This is a genomic window from Achromobacter sp. GW823-FHT04E03 (genome assembly GCF_058796095.1).
Window position 1 is genome coordinate 109,000 of sequence record NZ_JBXAIJ010000007.1, and the last position, 21,259, is coordinate 130,258.

The 21,259-nt window shown below is 66.2% G+C and carries 17 protein-coding genes; 4 read left to right on the forward strand and 13 right to left on the reverse strand.

Annotation, left to right across the window (positions count from 1 at the left end):
- Positions 1-32: 32 nt before the first annotated feature.
- Positions 33-638, reverse strand: coding sequence for a YcxB family protein (locus AC1RHV_RS30220; protein WP_054458717.1), 606 nt, complete (start codon positions 636-638; stop codon positions 33-35).
- Positions 638-2,599 (reverse strand): DNA topoisomerase IV subunit B, encoded by a 1,962-nt coding sequence (locus tag AC1RHV_RS30225; RefSeq protein ID WP_054458719.1) that lies wholly within the window; start codon positions 2,597-2,599, stop codon positions 638-640. Before AC1RHV_RS30225 ends, AC1RHV_RS30220 begins: the two co-directional genes overlap by 1 nt.
- A gap of 326 nt (positions 2,600-2,925) precedes the next feature.
- On the opposite strand from AC1RHV_RS30225, the gene trxA reads away from it, so the two are divergent.
- The gene (trxA, locus tag AC1RHV_RS30230) at positions 2,926-3,252 is read left to right on the forward strand and encodes a thioredoxin TrxA (RefSeq protein ID WP_006218534.1); all 327 of its coding nucleotides are present in this window, start codon (positions 2,926-2,928) and stop codon (positions 3,250-3,252) included.
- Between the two features lie 117 nt (positions 3,253-3,369).
- Positions 3,370-4,629: a transcription termination factor Rho gene (gene rho / locus AC1RHV_RS30235; RefSeq protein WP_054458721.1), complete on the forward strand. Its 1,260-nt coding sequence runs from the start codon at positions 3,370-3,372 to the stop codon at positions 4,627-4,629.
- A gap of 109 nt (positions 4,630-4,738) precedes the next feature.
- Here rho and AC1RHV_RS30240 read toward each other — a convergent pair whose 3' ends face one another.
- Positions 4,739-8,404 carry a YhdP family protein gene (locus AC1RHV_RS30240; protein WP_492302606.1) on the reverse strand — a complete coding sequence of 1,222 codons (3,666 nt, stop codon included), beginning with the start codon at positions 8,402-8,404 and terminating at the stop codon, positions 4,739-4,741.
- A gap of 82 nt (positions 8,405-8,486) precedes the next feature.
- On the opposite strand from AC1RHV_RS30240, the gene glnE reads away from it, so the two are divergent.
- Both glnE and AC1RHV_RS30250 read left to right on the forward strand, forming a co-directional pair.
- Complete coding sequence (gene glnE / locus AC1RHV_RS30245) at positions 8,487-11,267, forward strand: bifunctional [glutamate--ammonia ligase]-adenylyl-L-tyrosine phosphorylase/[glutamate--ammonia-ligase] adenylyltransferase (protein ID WP_492302624.1); 2,781 nt, start codon at positions 8,487-8,489, stop codon at positions 11,265-11,267.
- 85 nt (positions 11,268-11,352) lie between these two features.
- Entirely contained in the window at positions 11,353-12,027 is a 675-nt protein-coding gene (locus AC1RHV_RS30250) for an epoxyqueuosine reductase QueH (protein WP_054458727.1), read from the forward strand.
- Here the strand turns inward: AC1RHV_RS30250 and AC1RHV_RS30255 are convergent, their stop codons facing one another.
- From AC1RHV_RS30255 to AC1RHV_RS30300, 10 genes are all read right to left on the reverse strand, one after another.
- Complete coding sequence (locus AC1RHV_RS30255) at positions 12,028-12,987, reverse strand: AraC-like ligand-binding domain-containing protein (protein WP_054458728.1); 960 nt, start codon at positions 12,985-12,987, stop codon at positions 12,028-12,030.
- 148 nt (positions 12,988-13,135) lie between these two features.
- A complete protein-coding gene (locus AC1RHV_RS30260) occupies positions 13,136-13,618 on the reverse strand; it encodes a c-type cytochrome (RefSeq protein WP_225590564.1) in 483 nt (160 codons plus the stop codon).
- A 29-nt stretch (positions 13,619-13,647) separates the two neighbouring features.
- On the reverse strand, positions 13,648-14,169 hold the full coding sequence (locus AC1RHV_RS30265) for a methylamine dehydrogenase light chain (protein ID WP_054458730.1): 522 nt from the start codon (positions 14,167-14,169) through the stop codon (positions 13,648-13,650).
- Positions 14,153-14,791: a methylamine dehydrogenase accessory protein MauD gene (mauD, locus tag AC1RHV_RS30270; protein WP_306653486.1), complete on the reverse strand. Its 639-nt coding sequence runs from the start codon at positions 14,789-14,791 to the stop codon at positions 14,153-14,155. Before mauD ends, AC1RHV_RS30265 begins: the two co-directional genes overlap by 17 nt.
- Before the next feature lie 11 nt (positions 14,792-14,802).
- Entirely contained in the window at positions 14,803-15,360 is a 558-nt protein-coding gene (locus tag AC1RHV_RS30275; protein ID WP_306653487.1) for a MauE/DoxX family redox-associated membrane protein, read from the reverse strand.
- Positions 15,357-16,547, reverse strand: a complete 1,191-nt coding sequence (locus AC1RHV_RS30280) for an amine dehydrogenase large subunit (RefSeq protein ID WP_492302610.1) — start codon at positions 16,545-16,547, stop codon at positions 15,357-15,359. The genes AC1RHV_RS30275 and AC1RHV_RS30280 overlap by 4 nt, the downstream gene beginning before the upstream one ends.
- Positions 16,548-16,579: 32 nt before the next feature.
- The gene (locus AC1RHV_RS30285) at positions 16,580-17,461 is read right to left on the reverse strand and encodes a transporter (RefSeq protein ID WP_054458738.1); all 882 of its coding nucleotides are present in this window, start codon (positions 17,459-17,461) and stop codon (positions 16,580-16,582) included.
- A 68-nt stretch (positions 17,462-17,529) separates the two neighbouring features.
- Positions 17,530-19,041, reverse strand: coding sequence for a phenylacetaldehyde dehydrogenase StyD (gene styD / locus AC1RHV_RS30290; RefSeq protein WP_175164230.1), 1,512 nt, complete (start codon positions 19,039-19,041; stop codon positions 17,530-17,532).
- Positions 19,042-19,217: 176 nt separating this feature from the next.
- Positions 19,218-20,207 (reverse strand): quinone oxidoreductase family protein, encoded by a 990-nt coding sequence (locus AC1RHV_RS30295; protein WP_054458742.1) that lies wholly within the window; start codon positions 20,205-20,207, stop codon positions 19,218-19,220.
- A gap of 71 nt (positions 20,208-20,278) precedes the next feature.
- The gene (locus tag AC1RHV_RS30300; RefSeq protein ID WP_054458743.1) at positions 20,279-21,256 is read right to left on the reverse strand and encodes a DMT family transporter; all 978 of its coding nucleotides are present in this window, start codon (positions 21,254-21,256) and stop codon (positions 20,279-20,281) included.
- Positions 21,257-21,259 lie beyond the last annotated feature (3 nt).

Below are 21,259 nucleotides of genomic sequence, written 5' to 3' on the forward strand. Positions count from 1 at the left end.
GTATTCAGGTAGACAATTTCATCGAAACGGCGTCAAAGCGCCTGCGCGGACGACATCAGCTGCGTATCGGCGACATGCGCGCGCAACTGGGTCCGCACCGCATCCAACGTGGCGGCGTCCTGCCCGCGCTTGGGGATGATCACGCCTTGCAAAGTGCCGAGAATGACATAGAGATGCTGCGGGGTTTCCTCGACCCGCCGCACATCGGACCAGTCCATGCGTCCGGAGGCGGTGGCAGTGGTATCCGTGATGCCGTCGGGGCCGAAGTCCAGCTGATGCCGTCCCAGGAACAGCTCGTCGGGCTGACGCTTCAGCATGCGGCGCGTGTTCATCCTGACCAGCGAGGGCAGGACGTACTCGTAAGCCAGCGCCAGGAGCGCAAGAATGCCCAGGCCCACCGCCAAGCCCTGGAAATACACGGGCAGGATCCGCCCCCAGTTCGGCGTATTGCCGTCCCAGGTCTGCCAGATCAGGTAGGCCAGCAGGGCCACGATCATCAGGACCGCGAAACGCAGATGGGAGCGGTAGCGGCGGCGGCGCAGCTCCGGCCGCTTGTACACGTAAGCGGCGAAGTCGGCGTAGTCGTCGGCAGTCATCTGGACGTCCATGCGGGCCGAGCCGGGCGCGGACCCGGCCATCAGATGTCCAGCTCCGCCAGATTGCCCTTCTCTTCGATCCAGGCGCGGCGCTGCGAGGACTCGCCCTTGCCCATCAGCATGTCGAACATGCGGGTGGTGTCTTCGGGCGTCTGGTCGCCATAGCCCACGGGCAGGAGGCGGCGCGTGTCCGGATTCATGGTGGTTTCCCACAGTTGCTCGGGATTCATTTCGCCCAGGCCCTTGAAGCGGCTGACGGCCCAGGCGCCTTCACGCACGCCTTCCTTGCGCAGCTTGTCCTGCGCGGCCTCGAGTTCGCCTTCATCCAGGCAGTAGATCTTGCGCGCCGGACGCTTGCCCTGCGCCGGCACGTCCAGCCGGAACAGCGGCGGCTTGGCCACGAACACGTTGCCGGCTTCGACCAGCTTGGGGAAGTGCTTATAGAACAGCGTCAGCAACAGCACCTGGATGTGCGAACCGTCGACGTCGGCGTCGGACAGGATGCAGATGCGGCCGTAGCGCAGGCCCGACAGGTCCGGGGTATCGCCGGGACCGTGCGGGTCCACGCCGATGGCGACGGAAATGTCATGGATTTCGTTGTTGGCGAAGAGCCGGTCGCGATCCACTTCCCAGGAATTGAGCACTTTGCCGCGCAGCGGCAGGATGGCCTGGAATTCCTTGTCGCGGCCCATCTTGGCCGAACCGCCCGCGGAGTCGCCCTCGACCAGGAAGACTTCGGTGCGGGTCGCGTCGCTGGATTCGCAATCGGTCAGCTTGCCCGGCAGCACGGCCACGCCCGAGCTCTTGCGCTTTTCGACCTTCTGGGCCGAGCGCTGGCGCGCCTGGGCCTGGCGGATGGCCAGTTCGGCCAGCTTCTTGCCGTATTCGACGTTACTGTGCAGCCACAGGTCCAGCGCGCTCTTGGAGAAGCCGCCGACCAGGCGCACCGCGTCGCGGCTGTTCAGGCGTTCCTTGATCTGGCCCTGGAACTGCGGATCCAGCACCTTGGCCGACAAGACGAAGCTGGCGCGGGCGAACACGTCTTCCGGCAGCAGCTTGACGCCCTTGGGCAGCAGGCTGTGCAGCTCGGCGAAACCCTTGACCGCGCCGAACAGGCCTTCGCGCAGGCCCGATTCATGGGTGCCGCCGGCAGGCGTCGGAATCAGGTTCACGTACGACTCGCGCACGGCGTTGCCGTCCTCGGTCCAGGCCACCACCCACTGGGCGCCCTCGCCTTCGGCGAAGTTCTCATGGTCGGCCCCGGCGTACTGTTCGCCTTCGAAGAACGGCACCATCAGCTCCGCCCCGGCCAGCGCCTCGGACAGATAGCCGCGCAGGCCGTCCTGGTACTGCCAGGTCTTGGTGTCGCCGGTTTTCTCGTTGACCAGGGAAACCTTGACGCCCGGCAGCAGCACGGCCTTGCTGCGCAGGAGGTGCGTCAGCTCGCCCAGCGGAATGTTGGGGCTGTCGAAATACTTGGCGTCCGGCCAGACGCGCACGCGGGTGCCGGACTTCTTGCGGCCACCCTGGTCGTAGGGCGCCAGGGGCTCGGCCACGTCGCCGCCCTTGAAGACCAGGCGGTTGACGGCGCCATCGCGCCACACCACCACTTCCAGGCGCGTGGCCAGGGCGTTGGTGACGGACACGCCCACGCCGTGCAAGCCGCCGGAAAAGGCGTAGGCGCCGCCGCCCGCCTTGTCGAACTTGCCGCCTGCGTGCAGGCGCGTGAACACCAGCTCCACCACGGGAGCGTTCTCTTCAGGGTGCAGGCCAACGGGAATGCCGCGCCCGTCGTCCTCGACGGAAACGCTGCCGTCGACGTGCAGCGTGACCTGGATCTGCTTGCCGTATCCGGCCAATGCCTCGTCTGCGGCGTTATCAATGACCTCCTGCACGACGTGCAGGGGGTTTTCGGTTCGGGTGTACATGCCCGGGCGCTGGCGCACGGGCTCCAGTCCCTTCAGGACGCGAATGGACGCCTCGGTGTAACGTGGAGTGGCCAAGTTATCCCCAACATCTGTGGAAAAAAACCGACATTTTACGGATAAGTCCAGATTCTGCGCGGCTCCCAGTGGGATGAGCACGACCTGACCAGCTCCGAATTCGGTAGGATGATGACAGTCACAGCCAGCGCATCGGGTCGGTACCGCCCGGATCGCGACAACTGCGCCGCAACATCCTACACAAATCCAGCAACTCCTGTTGTTATTAACAGTGGTATGCCTGTTGATATTGACAGTGGTATGCTTGAGTCCATCCACAAACAAGAACAACGGCGGGGCGCGTCCCTTTTTACGCGCCTTTTGCTGCCGAACCGAGAATCACCATCATGAGCGACCAAATCAAGAACGTCAGTGACGCCAGCTTCGATGCCGATGTGTTGAAATCCGGCCAGCCGGTGCTGGTGGACTACTGGGCTGCCTGGTGCGGCCCCTGCAAGATGATTGCCCCGATCCTGGAAGAAGTCGCCACGGAGTACGCTGGCCGCCTGACGATCGCCAAGCTGAACGTCGATGAAAACCAGGGTACCGCCACCAAGTACGGCATCCGCGGCATTCCCACCCTTATGCTCTTTAAAGACGGCCAAGCTGCCGCCACCAAAGTTGGCGCGCTGTCGAAGTCGCAACTGACCGCATTCCTGGACGGCGCGCTGTAAGCCGCGTGCCGTGAACGAAGGCGCCGCCCTCGGGGCGGCGCTCATTCAATACCGCGTGTGCCCGTCCGTGGCGCGCCGCCAGAACTCTCCTTCACTTTCCCCCAAAAATCCACCGCGATGCACCTCAACGAACTGAAGGCGCTGCACGTCTCGCAGCTGCTGGAAATGGCCGCCGGCCTGGAAATCGAGAACGCCAACCGCCTGCGCAAGCAGGAGCTGATGTTCGCCATCATGAAACGGCGCGCCAAGCAAGGCGAGCAGATCTTCGGCGACGGCGTCCTGGAAGTCCTGCCCGACGGCTTCGGCTTCCTGCGCTCGCCCGAGACCTCGTATCTGGCCAGCACGGACGACATCTACATCTCGCCCTCGCAGATCCGCCGCTTCAACCTGCACACCGGCGACTCGATCGAAGGTGAAGTGCGCACGCCCAAGGACGGCGAGCGCTATTTCGCCCTGGTGAAGGTGGACAAGGTCAACGGCGTGGCGCCGGAAGCGATCAAGCATCGCATCATGTTCGAAAACCTGACGCCGCTGCACCCGAACCGCAACATCCGCCTGGAACGCGACATCAAGAGCGAGGAAAACCTCACGGGCCGCATTCTTGACGTCTTCGCCCCCATCGGCATGGGCCAGCGCGGCCTGATCGTCGCCAGCCCCAAGTCCGGCAAGACGGTGATGATGCAGCACATCGCGCACGCCATCACCACCAACTACCCCGACGCGGTCATGATCGTCCTGCTGGTGGATGAACGCCCCGAGGAAGTGACCGAAATGCAGCGCACCGTGCGCGGCGAAGTGGTCGCCTCGACCTTTGACGAACCCGCCACCCGCCACGTGCAGGTCGCGGAAATGGTCATCGAGAAGGCCAAGCGCCTGGTCGAAATGAAGAAGGACGTGGTGATCCTGCTGGACTCGATCACCCGTCTGGCCCGCGCCTACAACACCGTGGTGCCGGCCTCCGGCAAGGTGCTGACCGGCGGCGTGGACGCCAACGCGCTGCAACGCCCCAAGCGCTTCTTCGGCGCGGCCCGCAACCTGGAAGAAGGTGGTTCGCTGACCATCCTGGGCACGGCGCTGATCGAAACCGGCAGCCGCATGGATGAAGTCATCTATGAAGAATTCAAGGGCACCGGCAACTCCGAAGTCCACCTCGAGCGCCGCCTGGCCGAAAAGCGCGTCTACCCGTCGATCAACCTGAACAAGTCCGGCACCCGCCGCGAAGAGCTGCTGATCGCCCCCGACCTGCTGCAGAAGGTCTGGGTGCTGCGCAAGTTCATCCACGACATGGACGAAGTCCAGTCGATGGAATTCATCCTGGACAAGATGCGCGCCACCAAGACCAACGCCGAATTCTTCGACATGATGAAGAAGAAGTAAGCCTGGTCAGAGCCTGCGGTCCGCGGCGCCCGCGCCTTGGACCCGGCCATGAAAAACGCCCTGGAGCGCGCTTGCGCCCAGGGCGTTTTTCATGGGCCGGACAGGCGGCTCACTGCCCTCCCATGAACTCCTCCAGCGTGCCAGGCTGCGGCGCCGGACGCGGGGTCTGCTTGTTGCCGGCCGGCTTGCCGGACGCGTCTATCGGCTCGATCTTGGGATCGTCCCAGCTGCCGGTGACGGCGTATTCCATGGTCATGGCCCGCGCCAGCGGCTGCTTCAGCAGCCACTGCGTCACGAAGGCTCCCAGGCCGATCAGCGGATTGACCGCCAGCGCCGTCACCATGGCCGCCCCGCTGGCGTCCAGGTTCGGAATCACCACGGCCTTCATGTCCCAGCGTTCGCGGATGATGTTGACCCCGCCGGCCAGCACGATGGTCGCCACCGGCCCGTTGATCTTGTAGCCTTCGGTCGAAGCCGTGCCGTCGGCCAGCTTGACCTTGCCGCGGATGGTGTCGAAGGGGAAGCCGTCGCGCAGCAGATTGGTGGGATTTACGTCCAGCCGCGCCAGCCGCTGCAGCGATTGCAGGGACAGCAGCTCCAGCAGCCGCGCGGTGCGGGAGTTGACGTGCATGAAGCGGCCCTTGTCCAGGCTGACGTCGACCTCGCCCGTCAGGTCTTCGATCTTGTGGGTCCAGGGCAGATTGCGCCAGGTGGCCTTGCCCTGCATCGTGCCCTTGCCACCCGACACCACCTTTTCGAAGCCGATGCGGTCCAGGAACTTGCCCACGTCTTCGAACTTGACCGAAGCGTCCACGGTCAGGCCGCGGCTCTGGCCTTCCAGGTTCCAGTTGCCGGTGGCGTTGAGCGAGGCCGCGTCGTTGACGATGGACAGCTTGTCCAGGCGCCATTGGCGGCCGCGCTGCAGGTTCGTGCCCTGCACCTGGAGTTCGCCCACGTTCTTGCCGTACAGCAGGAATTCCTTGGCTTGCAGGTCGATCGCCGGGATGTCTGACAGGTCGTTGCCGGAGGACAGCGCCTCGTCGGCCTTGTTGGTGTCGCCCTCGCCGCCCAGCGACAGATGCTTCAGGCGCGCGGTGATCTGGCCGGCGATGGCGCCCGAGGCCTCGCGCCATTCGAGCGAACCCGTGGCCTGCTTGGATTGCAGATCCACGCGCCATTGGGCGGGTCCCGGCCGGGTCGCGTACAGCGTCAGGTCGTTCAGGGTAAAGCCGCCAGTCCGCAAGACGCCGGCCGCCAGGCTGATGCGTTCGGCCGCGGGCAGCATGGGCTTGGGCGCGGCACGGCCCTTGCCAGCAGGCGCGCTGAAGCCGTCGGACACGCTTTCCCAGGCATCCAGGTCCAGTTCAGGCAGGCTCGCGTTCAGGCTGAATCCGCGTTCCGGCAGGCTTGCCGGACGGTTGATGCCCAGCGCGCCGCGCGCGAAGTAGGACGGCGACCCTTCGGATGGCGCCCGTTCGAACAGCGCGTTGACGGCATCTCCCAGGCTTGCGGTGAGCCAGCGCCGGTTCTGCGCTCCGCGGTCCTGCGCGGGCGACCATTGCACCTTCAGCAACTGCGAAGCCTGGGCGGCCTTGCCGACCGGAGCGGGCATGTCGATCGCCATGCCCACCAGATCGGACTCGACGGAAATGTCCACCGCACCGCCGCGCTGATAGCCCACCTTGCCCTTGTAGGCCGCCTTGCCCGAAAAGCGCGACATGGACGGCGTGTTGCTTAATTGAGTCAGCGCCGGCCCGGCCAGCGTACCCTCGAAGCGCAAGGCGTCCGTGCTCTGCGCCAGGCGCCCGTAAATCCGCGCCGGGCCGCCCAGGAACAGGGCCCGCAAGTCCTTGGCCTCGACGCCCTTCTCCGAAAACTCCAGGTCGCCGTGCATCTGGCTGAGCAGCGGCATCTCCGGCATGAAGGTGAAGGAGTTGCCCGCGAACAGGATGTTCCCCTGGACCTGGGTGTCGTCGGTGTTCAACAGAGGCACCTTGAGCTTGAGCCCCACCCGCCAGTCGCCGGTGCCGCGCGCCTCGTCCAGCGCGCCATCCAGCAACTCGCCCAAGGGCGAGTTGGCTGCCAGCGCCAGATAGGCCGGCACGGCGCCGGACGTCTCGCCGGTCAGCAGCAGTTCGGAGTTCTCTTCCATGTTGGGAATGGTTGCGGAAACCGCCCCCAGCGTCACGGTATGTCCCGATCCGGTATGCGCGACCGCGCCGCCCGGACTGTCCAGCGCCAGGCTGACCTTGTCGATGCGGAAATTGCCGGACAGGTTCTCCAGCATCGGCCAGCCCTTGCGGCGCTCGCGCGCCGGCGCGTAGTCGACCTTGGCGCCGCTGAATGCGCCGGCGATCACGAAATCGCCCTGAGCCCCAGGCGCGCCAAAAGGAAACTCGTCGAGATCGCCCTTGAGCGTGATGGAGGCCGATTGCATTTCGCCCGCGGGCAAGCCGATGGCCAGCCATTCGCGCGCATCGGCGTTGACCTCCAGCGGCAGGTAGCGATGGATGGCGGACATGGAGCCGCGCGCCATCACGCCGTGCATGTCGACGCTGCCCGCCGCGGTCCTGCCTTCTGGCCGCCACTGCCCTTGCACGCGCACGTCGAGATCGTCGTTGACCAGTTGCAGTTGGCCTACGTCCACGAACCAGTGCTTCGCATCCGGCCCTTTGACGGCGGCATCCAGCGCCACGTCGCGCACAGCCAACGTGGGTTGCTCGAAGACGCCCGGCAAGGACAGAGTGAGCTGTTCCGCCTTGGCGCTGACCGACACCGCCGGGGCGCCAGGGCTGCGCGCCAGCGGCACGCTGTCCAGCTGCATGAAGTCGCCCGGCAAGCCCTGGATGCGGGCCTGGACGTACCCGGCCCTGAAGCCTGGAGCTGCGGTCCCTTGCGCGGTCTCGGTCCATTGCAGGCCGCGCACGGCAGCGTCCGCGGTCAGATCGGTGAACTTGCCGCGTTCCAGCTGCAGCCATGCCCGCCCGCTCAGGCGGCCCGCCACCGCCGGGACCTCGAACCAAGGCTGCCAGGCCAAGGGGTCAGCGTCGTCCAGCTGTACATATAGCTGGCCGCCCCAATTGCCGGGATTCGCCGCGTTCACCGAAAACAGGCTGCGATTGAATTCGCCGCGCAGCTCGACGTTGCGCGCCAGCGCCTCGCCCGCCGCGGCCTTGAGCACGAAACGATGCGACAAACTGCCGTTGCGCGCCAGGAAGTCGACGCCCGTCAGGGTGAGCTCCGGCGCGCCGCGCAACTCGTCCTGCCAGCGTATGGTCGCGCCGCGGATGCGCAGCTCGCGCTGCGCGCCCAGCCAGCGCAGCGCTGGATGGTCCAGGTCTGAACGCTGGTCGTCGTCATTGAGATCGATGTCCTGGCCCGCGACCCATAGATGATTTTCGGGATCGCGTCGCAACAGGAGTTCGGGCCGGTCGAGCTGCAACCGCAGCAGCTTGGGCGACAGGACCAGAATGCTGCGCCAGGCCAGCACCGCCGAAACGGAAGGCAAGGACAACACCGGGTCCACCTCATCGTCGTAGACTTGGACGGAGGTGAGATCGAGTTTGGGGTTCAGGCCTTGCCAGTTCGCCTGGATGGAGCCGATGGTCACTCGGGAGCCCAGCGCCTTGCTGGCGTAGGCTTCGATCTGGGGACGCCATTGGTCCGCGCGGGGCAGAACCCAATAGCGCACGCCCAGCAGTCCGAGGGCCACGACGCAATAGACGGTCAGCACGGCCCAGAACACCCAACAGAGCACTTTTTTTGAAACAGACACGGATCGGTGGGCAGGAGAAGAGGTCTTGCAGTATCGTCCCCACTTATACCTGAAACGCGCCCATCGCGCCGCCCCTTTCGCCATGTCCACGCCCTCTACGCTTGCCCCCGCCCTCGCCTGGTCCGGCCATCTGCGCCGCCGCCTGGATGCCCACCCGGATCTGGCCGCCTGGCTGAACGATGCCGTGCGCGAACCCGTCACGCCCGCGCAGATCGCGCGCTGGCAGGCGGAGCTGGCCGGACCGCAGGCAGGCGAGACGCTACCCGTGGAGGTCTGCCGCATGGTGCTGCGCAAGCTGCGCGAACGGGTCTTCAACACACTCATCGTGCGCGACCTGACCGGCCAGGCCGATCTGGAAGAAGTCGTGGGCGCCATGACCGCGCTGGCCGACACCGCGGTGGCCGCGGCCTATCGCAGCGTGGCGGCGGACCTCGCCGCCGTGCATGGCGTGCCGCGCGATCCGGCCACCGGCCAGCCGCAGGAAATGCTGATAGTGGGCATGGGCAAGCTGGGCGGCTGCGAATTGAATGTCTCGTCCGACATCGACCTGATCATGCTGTACGGCGAAGAGGGCGAAACCGACGGTCCGCGCCGCATCAGCCATCACGAGTTCTACGGCCGCCTGACGCGGCGCATGATGCCGGTGCTGTCCGAAGTCGACGCCAACGGCCAGGTGTTCCGCACCGACCTGCGCCTGCGCCCCGACGGCGACGCTGGTCCCCTGGCCTGGAGCCTGGACGCGCTGGAGCACTACCTGATCGGCCAGGGCCGCGAATGGGAACGCTACGCCTGGCTCAAGGCCCGGCTGATCCCGGCCCAGGCCTTCGAAGGCAGCGACAGCGCCGCCCAGGCGCGCCAGCTGGAAAGCCTGCGCGTGCCGTTCGTCTATCGCAAGTATTTCGACTTCGATGCGCTCTCGGCCCTGCGCGCCCTGCGCGAACGCATCCGCCAGGATTGGCAGCGGCGCGCCAGCGCGCGCAACGGCATCGACAGCGCCAACAACATCAAGCTGGGCGATGGCGGCATCCGCGAAATCGAATTCGTGGTGCAGCTTGCCCAGTTGATCCGCGGCGGCCGCATGCCCGCGTTGCAAAAACGCGGCCTGCTGGAAGCGCTGCACGCGGAGAGCGCCGCCGGCCTGGTGCCCGAGGAAGACGCGCGCCGGCTCGAAGAGGCGTACCGCTACCTGCGCCGCACCGAGCATGCCCTGCAATACCGCGAGGACGCCCAGACCCATTTGCTGCCGGGCGACCCCGAACAACGCGCCGGCCTGGCCGCAGCGCTGGGCATGAGCCCCGCTGACTTCGAAAGCACGCTGGCCGCGCACCGCCAATTCGTCTCGCAGACCTTCCGCAACGTGTTCCGGCTGGTGGGCATGGGCGACGCCGAAGTGCCGGCGCCCGCGCCCGGCGCCACCGACCCTGGGTCCGGCCCGGACGAACCAGACAGCAGCTGCGAGCTCGCCGAACAAATCAGCCAGGCCTTCGGCGACGACGCGCAGGACCTGTTGCGCCGTACCGAGACCCTGCTGGGCAGCCACCGGGTGCGCAGTCTGCCCGAGAGCAGCCGCAAGCGCATGGACGCGCTGCTGCCGGCCGCCCTGCGAGCGGCCCTGCAAACCCCAGCCCCGCTGCAAGCCACGGTGCGGCTGTTCGACCTGATCGAGAAAATCGCCCAGCGCAGCGCCTACCTGGCCCTGCTGGCCGAATACCCCGACACCCTGGCGCGCGTGGCGCGCATGGTCGCCGCCAGCCCCTGGGCCGCGCAATACCTGACCCAGCACCCTCTGCTGCTGGACAGCCTGATCGATTGGCGCACCCTGTTCGAGCCGCTGGACTTCGCCCAGATCGCGCGCCAGCTGACCGCCGACCTGGACGCCTGCCGGCTGCCCGACGGCGATCCGGACATCGAGCGCCAGATGAACCTGATGCGCGACATGCAGCGCCAGGCCAGCTTCCAATTACTGGCGCAGGATCTGGAAGGCGAACTCACCGTGGAGAAGCTGGCCGACCAGCTGTCCGCGCTGGCCGACCTGTTGCTGACCGAAACCATCCGCCGCACCTGGCCGCTGGTCAACAAGGCCGAGGGCGCCGAACCGCGCTTCGCCGTCATCGCGTACGGCAAGCTGGGCGGCAAGGAACTGGGCTATGCCTCGGACCTGGATCTGGTGTTCCTGTTCGACGACCCGCGCGACGACGCCGCCGAGGTCTACGCAAAGCTGGGCCGGCGCATGACGTCGTGGCTCTCGACCATGACCTCTTCGGGCCGACTGTACGAAGTCGACCTGCGCCTGCGGCCGGACGGCGACGCCGGCCTGCTGGCGGTATCCGTGGAAGCATTCGAGCAATACCAGCACAAGCACGCCTGGGCCTGGGAACACCAGGCGCTGACCCGCGCCCGCTACGCCTCGGGCGACGCCAGCGTCGGCGCGCGTTTCGAGCAGATCCGCGCAGACATCCTGGTACTGCCACGCGACGCCGCCAAACTGCGCGAGGAAGTGCTGGCGATGCGCGAAAAGATCAATGCTGGCCACCCCAACAGCAGCCCGCTGTTCGATCTGAAGCACGACCGCGGCGGCATGGTCGACGTGGAGTTCGTCACGCAATACCTGGTGCTGTGCCATTCGGGCACGCATCCGGTGCTGGTGCGCAACCTGGGCAATATCGCCTTGCTGCGCCTGTCCGGCGAGGCGGGCCTGATTGCTCCCGAACTGGCCGCGCGCGCCGGCGACGCCTACCGCACCCTGCGCCGCGTCCAGCACCAGATGCGCCTGCAGGGGGTGGAAAAGGCGCGCGTCCCGCAGGACCAGCTGCAGGAAGAGCGCGCCGCCGTGCGCGAGCTCTGGGATGCCGTGCTGGGCTGAGCGTATTGGGAGACGGGGGCGCACCCTTCAGCGGCAACTCAGCGTAAAATAAGGAGTTTTCCGCCTTATTTGTTTCCTGCAAGCCATGTCCGAACTCGTGCGCCCCAAACTCGACCTGCCCGCCGGCCGCCGCAAGGTGCTGATGCACTCGTGCTGCGCGCCCTGTTCCGGCGAAGTCATGGAAGCGATGACCGCCTCAGGCATCGATTACGCCATCTACTTCTACAACCCGAACATCCACCCGGTCAAAGAGTACGAAATCCGCAAGCAGGAGAACATCCGCTTCGCCGAGCAGCACGGCATCGAATTCATCGACGCCGACTACGACATGGACAACTGGTTCGACCGCGTCAAGGGCATGGAAAACGCTCCCGAACGCGGCGAGCGCTGCACGGCCTGCTTCGACATGCGCTTCGAACGCACGGCGCTCTACGCGCACGAGCATGGCTTTGACACCATCACCAGCTCGCTGGGCATTTCGCGCTGGAAGGACATGAACCAGATCAACGGCTGTGGCGAACGCGCCGCGGCGCGCTACGACGATCTGATCTACTGGACCTACAACTGGCGCAAGGGCGGCGGCTCGGCCCGCATGATCGAAATCAGCAAGCGCGAAAACTTCTACCAGCAGGAATATTGCGGCTGCGTCTATTCGCTGCGCGACACCAACCGCCATCGCCGCTCGCAGGGCCGCGAACGCATCCACATCGGCGTGAAGTTCTACGGCAAGGAAGACCTGATCAACGAGGAACAGCTCTGATCAGGACGGGCGTCCATGGCGCCGGTATTCCGACGGCGACACGCCGAAACGCTTGCGAAACGCATGGCTGAAACGCGCCGCATCTGAGAACCCGAATCTGTAGGCGATGTCGCCTATCGGCCGCGCCGCCTGAGCGGGGTCGCACAGCGTATCGCAGCAACGCTCCAGCCGCGCGCTGAGGATGAAATCGGCCGGGGTCGTGGAAGCCTGCGCGAACAGGTTGTACAAATAGCGGCGCGACATCCGGAAGGCCGCTGCAGCGGCCGCTGGCGACAGCGCCGGATCATGCAGGTTTTCAAGCATGTGCTGCTGCACCCGGCGCAATTGCGCCTGCCGCAGTTCGGCCTGGTCATGTTCGGCCTGCCCGCCTGCCCGCTCGCTGATATCCAGTCCCATCATCTGCAGCACCGCATTGGCGGCATCGCGCGAGGCGCTTTCGGACAGATGCGCGTGCTCGGTCAGCGCCACGCGCAGCAGGTCCATCGCCATGCGCCCGCAACCCTGGCGCGCGCTGAAGCTGCGCGCCACGGCATTCTGCATGAAAGACTGCCAGGCCTCGAAATGCTTGCCGGGCACCTGCATGACCAGGAAGTGCGCGCCATCGTCGACGTCGACTTCGTACGGCCGGGTGGTGTCGTAGATGCTCCATTCGCCCGGTACCAGCAAGGCGCTGCGCCCCGACTGGCGGATCTCGCTGCGGCCAGCGAGCTGCAGCGTCACCTTGTAGCCGGACGACTCGGAACGGTTGGCCAGCAGCTTGCTGCGGCGCACGCGCTGGGCGCTGCTGCGCAACTCGCAGACCTGCATCCAGCCCAGCGAATCCACCGCCACGCTATTGCGGAAACGGGCCGGAAACACCGCGGACACTTCCAGGGGAACGAAGGTATCGCTGACATTTTCCTGCCAGCTTGCGCAGTCCAGGAAGTGCCTGGGCTCGCTGCGCAGAAGGGATGGGGACATGGCGACTCCGGCGTCTCGAAACGGCGTGCCTGTTTGCCTGGAACGGCCTGCCTGGCGACACAGCTACAGCGTTGAATGGAATGCTGCCTCTTTCTAGCATCGGTCGGCGGCAGGGAGTATCGGTGACAACCCCTAAGTGCCTGTTCCTCTACGGTTTTCTGTCGCTGCCATAAGAATAGTCGGCCAACTGGAAGCCGAGCCGCGCCAGCGCCTGAGCCAGGCCATGACGCACCGGCACCACGTCCTCGTAGCGGCGCGGGCGGACCTGCGCGACTTCCTGTTCCGTGTACGGCCGGAAATCCGCCGGCAACTGCGCCGGGCTGAATTCCCGCACCACCCAGTTCAGCACGGCCGCGAGTTCGGCATTGCTGAGCTGCGATTGGGCGGCGCCCGGCACGCGGACCAGATACTCGCGGCCCTGCGGCAGATGCACGAACGCGCCCACCGAATTGCGGAAATCAGGAATGCCGTGGCGGCCGCTGCCACGGCCGTCCACGCGATGGCAGCCCGCGCATTGCAGCACGTAGTCGGCGCGGACGGCCAGACGCAGCCTGTCGGCGTCGGCGGCGTCAGCGGCCGCCTGCTCCGCGGCGGCCGTCCGGCCCACGCAGAGCAGGACGGCGGCGCACAACCCGCGCCATGGCGGTCGCCCTTCTGGCCTCATGATTTCGGCTTCGGCTTGGCCAGGCCCACGATCACCGAGGTCGTGCAGTGGAAGATGGAGGACTCGTTGGACATGCACCAGTTCACGTCGTTGTGCAGGAACATCTGATAGCCGGGCCGCTCGCGCTCGGCGGATGCGCACATGCATTTGCCGCAAGCAGCCTTGCCGCAGCAATCGTTGTAGCTGATCAGGTAGTCCTTGCCGTCCAGCGGATTGTGGCAGGTGCCAACCCACGACACGGCCGAAGGCGAGGTGCCAGGCGGGCAGGACGTCATGCTGCCGCCGCAGCATGAACACAGAAAGCCGTCCACCGCGCAATAGCGCCAGTAGTCGCACGCCGTGTCGTCCATCTGCGGTTTCTTGGGATCAGCGGGCGCTGACCGCGCCACCGGCAGCACCGGCATGAGGAATGCCGTTCCAACCAGCGCCCGGCCGATGCGGTTGAGCACGCTGCGCCGGGAAGTAGTGTGCGCAACCGAGCGCGCGGCGCGCTCCGCGAGTTTATCCAGCCATTGCATTGCCGCTCTCCTTGCGGGAAATCCGGGTTTCTTCCAACGCGCCGGCGGCCAGGAATTCCTGCACCGAAGCCACGCCCAGCTCCTTCGCGGTGAACAGGCTTTCGAGCTGTTCGCGCGAGTTGATCAGGCCCTTGGCGCGCAAGGTTCCGGCTTCATCGATCAGCACGGCATAGGGCAGCTTGCTGATCTGGAACTTCATGCCCAGTTCGGTCGACAGCAAGTACGGAAAACGCTCCAGGCCCGCCTGCTTGTAGAACGCCAGGTGCTCGGGCATTTCGCCATCGCTGGCCAGCACGATGCGCAGCCAGGCGCTTTCCGTGCTGGCCACCGACTTGAGGATAGGCAGCAGCTTCTTGCAAACCGGGCAGGTCGGGGAAAGAAAGAACAGCAGCTGGCTGTGCTGGCCGCGTTCGCCGATGACGATACGGCGACCCAGCAGATCCGGCAGTTCGAAGCGCGGAGCGGGCTCGCCCACGCCAGGGCCCTTGTCCATCGTCAGCGCCCCCATCGGCGCCACGCGCTCGTACAGCACGCCGATCTGCCGCGACAGCGCCAGGATGACCAGCACCAGGCAGAGCACCACGCCCCACAACAGAAAATTGGAAATGATCAAGGCATCCATGTGAGTTTCCTTCAGAGATTGCGCAATTTGAGATGGGAGGCCAACAGGTGATTGGCGGTGAAGTACAGGCCCACCGCAGCCATCGCCAGGCCGAAGACGGCGGCGGAGTCGGCCCACTGCAGACCGCGCGATTGGCCCGCCGCGGAGATCAGCGCGGGCGCAGCCCACAGCGCCAGCGCCGCGTTGCGCAGCACCAGCCACCACGACAGCCCGCCACGTTGCGCGCCGCGCCCCGGCCCGCCGGCGGCGGGGCCGCCGCAGCCGCAATCGATGTCGCGATGCCCGCGCAGCAGATTGAAGGCCAGCGCCAGCGTCGCCGCCGCCAACACCAGCAGCGCCAGTTGCGCGCCCGCCGCCTGTCGTGCCGGCGCCAGCAGCAAGGCGCCGGACAGCGCTTCGCTCAGCACGAAAAGCCACGCGAACGCGCCGCTCCACCCCGCCGGCAGGATGCGGTAGGCCGACACGATGGCGGCGAAGCCCGCCATGTCCCTCAACTTTTCCAGCGCCCCCAGGAGCAGCACGCAGGCCAGCGCCGCGCTCGCGGCATACAGCAGCACGGGATCGTTCATCGCGCACCTCGCGGTTGCGGTTCGACCTGCAGCGCGGTTTCGCCGGCAGCCTGGATCGTGCCCTTGAGGACCGGCGCGGCCGGCGCGGCGTCGTAGACGTTCACGTTGCCGCCGTCGATCGTGTACAGGCGCGGCTGGTCGTCCTGCGAGACCGACATCGACAAGGCATTCTGGCCCGGCACCCGCGCCACCCGCTTGTGCGTGGCCAGGTCGTAGACCCAGATCTCGGCGGCCGGCGTCTTGTGCGAGCCCTCGGCGCCGTTGGGATGCATGCCCACATACAGCCGCTTGGCGGCCTTGTTGATGGCCAGCAGGTTGTAGCCGCCAGGGCGCCAGCCCTGGTCCTTGCCCGAAGCGTCCAGCAGGGACCAGGGCTTGCCGAAAGCCGCGTCCTTGCCGCTGAAGTCGGCGCTGTAGACATTGCCGTTGTAGGACACGAAGTAGTAGGTGTCGCCCAGGTTCTCGGTGTGCGTGAAGATGGGATCCTTCTCGGGATCGAACATGGGCTGGCTGCGCTGCTGCCCCGCCGGCTTGCCGGCCTGGTCCAGGTCCACGGTAAGCAGCGCGCCGTCGCCGCAGATGCTGGCGAAGCTGCGCGGGCGCGACGGCAGCACGATGATGCTCCAGCACCCTGCCGCCGCGGTGACCTCGTCCGCGAACTGGCGCGTCTTCAGGTTCACCACCGTGACCGAGGACGCGGGCGTGGCGTTCTGCACGAACAGCAGTTCCCCGTCCGTGCTCTGCTGCAGATAGTTGCGGTAATTCAGCGCCTGGGCGCGTTTCTGCGGGATCGGCACCTCGTACCTGGGCGTGAGCGTTTCGGCGTCCCAGGCCTCCACCACGTCGGTGCGCTTGCCGCGGTTCAAGCGCTCGTAGTAGGTCGTCATGACGTAGATGTCCTTGCCGTCCGCGGACACGGTCATGTGGCCGTTGAACGACGCGGGCACCATGCCCAGGAACTTCAAGGAGTCGCCGTCATAGATGTTGACCCGGCTGTCGACCAGGTGATTGAAGACGGCATCCATCACGTACAGCCGGTGCGGCGTGGCCGGCGGCAGGCGGGTGCCGCCCTTGAGCTCTTCCACGGGCAGATCCGCCCGGGCTAGCCCCGCCGACGCCGCCAGGACGGCGCATAGCGCCCACCGTCCGGCCCGCGATGCGCATGTTCTGGCGCTAGGCGCGTTCATCGATATTCTCCTGGTCTCATGGTCCGGTTCTCCTAGAACGCATAGACGTAGCGCAACTGCACGCCACGCATCCGCGGTCCGTTCTCGACCTTCAGGTCGTGGATGTACTGCATCTGAATCTGGTTGGCGTCGTTGATCTGATGCGTCAGTTCGACGGCCAGCTGGTGATTGCGCGCCCGCGTGGCGACGGTCTCGCCGGACGAGGTTTCCTTGCCGCCAGTCTCGTAGCGGTAACGGATGCCGGTGTAGGTATCGGGCGTCAGGTTGGTCGAAGCCAGCGCGAAGAAACGGAACGAGGGATCCTTCTTCAGCGTCTGCCCATACCAGTCCGTATTGCGGCCGTAGATCTCCACCTCGGCGATGGCTTCGAGATAGGTGGATTCGCCGAAGCCCTGCACGAACGCGAAATCCTGGATGGTGGACCAGCGGTTCTTGCCCGGAGACACGTCGGGACGCGAACCGTCATAACGGCCCACCGGCGCCACCACAAAGGGCTCCCAGGCGAACCAGGTCTTGGTCTGCTCGTTGTTGTACAGCCAGATGGCCGACCCGAGCGTCACGTCGCCGATGCCGGTCTGGTGGTCGCCGGGCGCGCCCGGCAGGTCCAGCGAGGTCCGGTACATCGGCACGATGAATTCGAGCTGCATCGTCTTGCCGTAGAAGTCGCGATAGTGCATCTGGCGGTACACCAGCGCATTCACGTCGACGGACGCGCCGTCCACCCGCTGCCCCTCGGCATACAAGCCCGAGGATCGCAATCCCGCCAGATACCCGGCGATGATATTGGTGCCCACCGGCGCGGGTATCCAATCCCGCGCGCTGGGGTCTCCTGCCCATGCCGCCTGCGATGCTGCCGCGCACGCGAGCAACAGCGTGGCCCGTCGGCGGCCCCGGCTACCTGTCCTGCCTGCCATGTCTTCCCCTTGGTGTCATGAAAGCGCGGCCACCGGTATTTCCCGGCTTGGGCCGCGCGCTCATCGTTCTAGTAAGCGATGCAAACGGACTTCCGCTCCAGGTACATCTCCAGCACGGCGCGGCCGTGTTCGCGGCCGATGCCGGACTGTTTGAATCCGCCGAAAGGCATGTTGGGATCCAGCATGTTGTGCGTGTTCACCCAGACGGTGCCGGCATCGATGCGCGGGATCAGGCCTTGCACGCGGGAGAGATCGTTGCTCCAGAGGCTGGCGCCCAGGCCGTAGGCGCTGTCGTTGGCCAGCCGCACCGCATCGTCCAGCGTATCGAAGGGCTGCGCCACCACGACAGGTCCGAAGATCTCCTCGCGAACGATACGCGCCCCCGGCGGCACGTCCGCGAAAACGGTGGGCTGCACGAAGTAGCCCGAGCCGCTGCCGCTGCCTCCTCCCGCCAGCACCCGTCCGCCTTCGCTGCGTCCAAGGCCGATGTAGTCCATGACGCGCTTCTGGTGGCGGGCCGACACCAGCGGGCCGACCTGGGTGGCGGGGTCGAATCCGGACCCCAGCTTCATGCCGGCGGCCAGGTCCGCCAGTCCCTGGACGACCTTGGGATACAGGCCTTTTTGCACATACAGGCGCGAACCCGCCGTGCAAACCTGGCCCTGGTTGAAGAAAATGGCGGCCGCGGCGCCCTGCACCGCGCGGTCGACGTCGCAGTCGTCCAGCACGATCACGGGGGACTTGCCGCCCAGCTCCAGCGAAACCCGCTTCATGTCGTCCATCGCGGCGCGCCCGATGAGCTTGCCGACTTCGGTCGACCCCGTGAACGCGATCTTGTCCACGCCGGGATGCGCAACCAGCGCGGCGCCAGCGGTCTCGCCCCGGCCGGTCACGACGTTGACGACGCCGGGCGGAAAGCCCGCCTCCAGCACCAGCTCGGCCAGGCGCAGCGCCGTCAACGGCGTTTCCTCGGCAGGCTTGAGCACCACGGTGCAGCCCGCCGCCAAGGCGGGCGCGATCTTCCAGATCGCCATCAACAGCGGAAAATTCCACGGAATGATCGCGGCCACCACGCCCACCGCCTGCGGCAAGGTATAGGCGCTGTACCGCACGCCCGGCGGAAACGGTATGGACAGCGACAGGGTGTCGCCCGTGATCTTGGTCGCCCACCCCGCCATGTAGCGCAGCCACTGCGCGCCCGACCCGACTTCCAGGCCCTGCGCCACGCCCAGCAGCTTGCCGTTGTTCAGGGTTTCCAGACGGGCCAGTTCGGTGCCGTGCTGCTCGATCAGGTCGGCCAATTTCAGCAACAGGCGTTCGCGCCCGGCAGGCAGCATGTCACGCCAGGGACCGGATCCGAAGGCGCGCCTGGCGGCCTGCACCGCCAGGTCCACCTGCTGCGGCCCGGCGTCGGGCTGATGGGCGATGACGTCGCCCGTGGCCGGATCATGGACGGCGATGGGCGCGCCTTGTCCTTCGCGCACCGGCTTGCCATCGATGAGCATGGCTTCCCGGATGGCGGCCAGTTCCGGGCGGTCAGAACCGGCGTGGCCGGCGGCGCTTGCGCTTGCTGAAGACATTCGAAGCTCCAACGAAATGGTTGAAGCCAGGATAGCAACGGCCTTCCCGGAAGGCTTGTCGGACCGTGCATGGCGTTTTGTCATTCTGCGCACGGCAAAAAAAACCCGGCAACGCGCAGCGCGGTGCCGGGCCTGGCGCGGCGCCCTTGTGGGGCCCGCGCATCGCGGACGTCGGATCAGTCCAGCATCAGCACCGTGGCGCCGGTGGTCTTGCGCGCGGCCAGCGCGGTCTGGGCCTCGCCGGCCTGCTCCAGCGTGTAGCGCTGGTCGATGCGGACCTTGATCTTCTTCTTCAGGACCAGGTCGAACAGCTCCTCGGAGGCGGCTTGCAGCTTGGCCAGCGTGTTCACGTGCAGGCCCAGCGACGGGCGCGTCACGTACAGGCAGCCCTTCTGGTTCAGCGTCGCCAGGTTGACGCCAGACACGGGGCCGGACGCGTTGCCGAAGCTCACCATCAGGCCGCGCGGCTCGATGCAGTCCAGCGAGGTTTCCCAGGTGTCCTTGCCCACGCCGTCATACACCACCGGCACCTTCTTGCCGCCGGTCAGCTCGAGCACGCGCTCGGCCACGTTCTCGCGCGAGTAGTCGATGGTTTCCCAGGCGCCATTGGCGCGGGCCAGTTCGGCCTTCTCGGGGCTGGAGACGGTGCCGATCAGCTTCACGCCCAGGGCCTTGGCCCATTGGCACGCGATCAGGCCCACGCCGCCTGCGGCCGCGTGGAACAGGATGGTCTCGCCGCCTTGCAGACGGTAGGTCTGGCGGAACAGGTATTGCACCGTCAGGCCCTTGAGCATCAAAGCCGCCGCTTCGTCAAAGCCGATGCCCTTGGGCACCTTGACGACCTGCGCGGCCGGAACGTTGCGCGCCTTGGCGTAGGCGCCGATGGGGCTCTGGCCGTAGGCGACGCGGTCGCCCTTTTTCAAATGCGTGACGTCGGCGCCGACCGCGGTCACGACACCCGCGCCCTCGAAGCCCAGGCCGTGCGGCAACGCGTGGGGATACAAGCCCGTGCGGTAATAGATATCGATGAAGTTCAGGCCGGCGGCGTGCTGCTCGATCGTGACTTCATTGGCGGCGGGCGGAGGCACTTCCACCTCGACCAGCTTCAGGACTTCAGGACCACCGTGCTGCTCGATACGAATTGCCTTGACGAGATTGCTGGCCATGCTGGCCTCCTTTCATTGGAAAAAATGCTAACGAGAGCCTGTCTGCGGCCCCTGAACGAGAAAAACCAGATTCAACGCGATGGCCGGGCCCCGTCCTGCCTGGCGGACGCCAGCCTGCCGGCCCCGCCCCCCATCAGCACGAATACCCCTGCCAGCACCAACGCGGTCCCCGCCATCTGCCACACAGTGATGGGCTCTTGCAGAAACCACGACGCCAGAAACAGCACCGACACCGGCCCGATCATGCCCAGCAGCGACGCGGTGGGCGCGCCGATCAGCGCCACCGCCCACATCAGCATGAACACCGGCACCACGGTATTCAGCGTGGCGTGGATCACCGAATACCCGTAGACCCCGGCAGGCTGGATCAGCATGGACGGGGGATGCACGGCAAAGAACTGGATGATGCAGGCCACGCAAGACACCAGCATGGCATACGCCACCAGGCGCGTCGCCCCCAAGCGCTTGACCAGTTCCCCCGAACAGATCAGGTACACAGAATAGCTTGCGGCCGACCCGAAAACGAACAAAGACCCTAACAGCACCTCGCCGCCGCCGAAGGACAGGTCGTGGGCGAACACCAGCACCACCCCGGCATAGGACAGCGCCATGGCCATCCACTGGCGGCGCTCGACCGCGCGCTTGAACCAGAACGCCGACAGCAACACCACCAGCGAAGGCGACAGGAACAGGATCAGGCGCTCCAGGCTGGCGGTGATGTAGCGCAGCCCCAGAAAGTCCAGGAAGCTGGACAGGTAATAGCCCAGCAGGCCCAGCACGCAGACCTGCGCGCGCTCCTTCCAGGTCATCACGGGGATTTCGCCGCGCGCCGCGCGGCGCGACTGATGCCAGGCCACCGCAGCGAAGAACGGCATGGCGAACAGCATGCGGAAGGCAATGAGGGTGACCGCGTCGATGCCGTAGCGGTAAGTGAACTTCACCACGATGGCCTTGGCCGAGAACAGGACTGCGCCCAGGGTCGCCAGGAAAAAGCCGGCGGTGCGGTTGGAAAGGCGGAAGGACGGCGAAAGCTTGGCAAGGCGATTCATGCG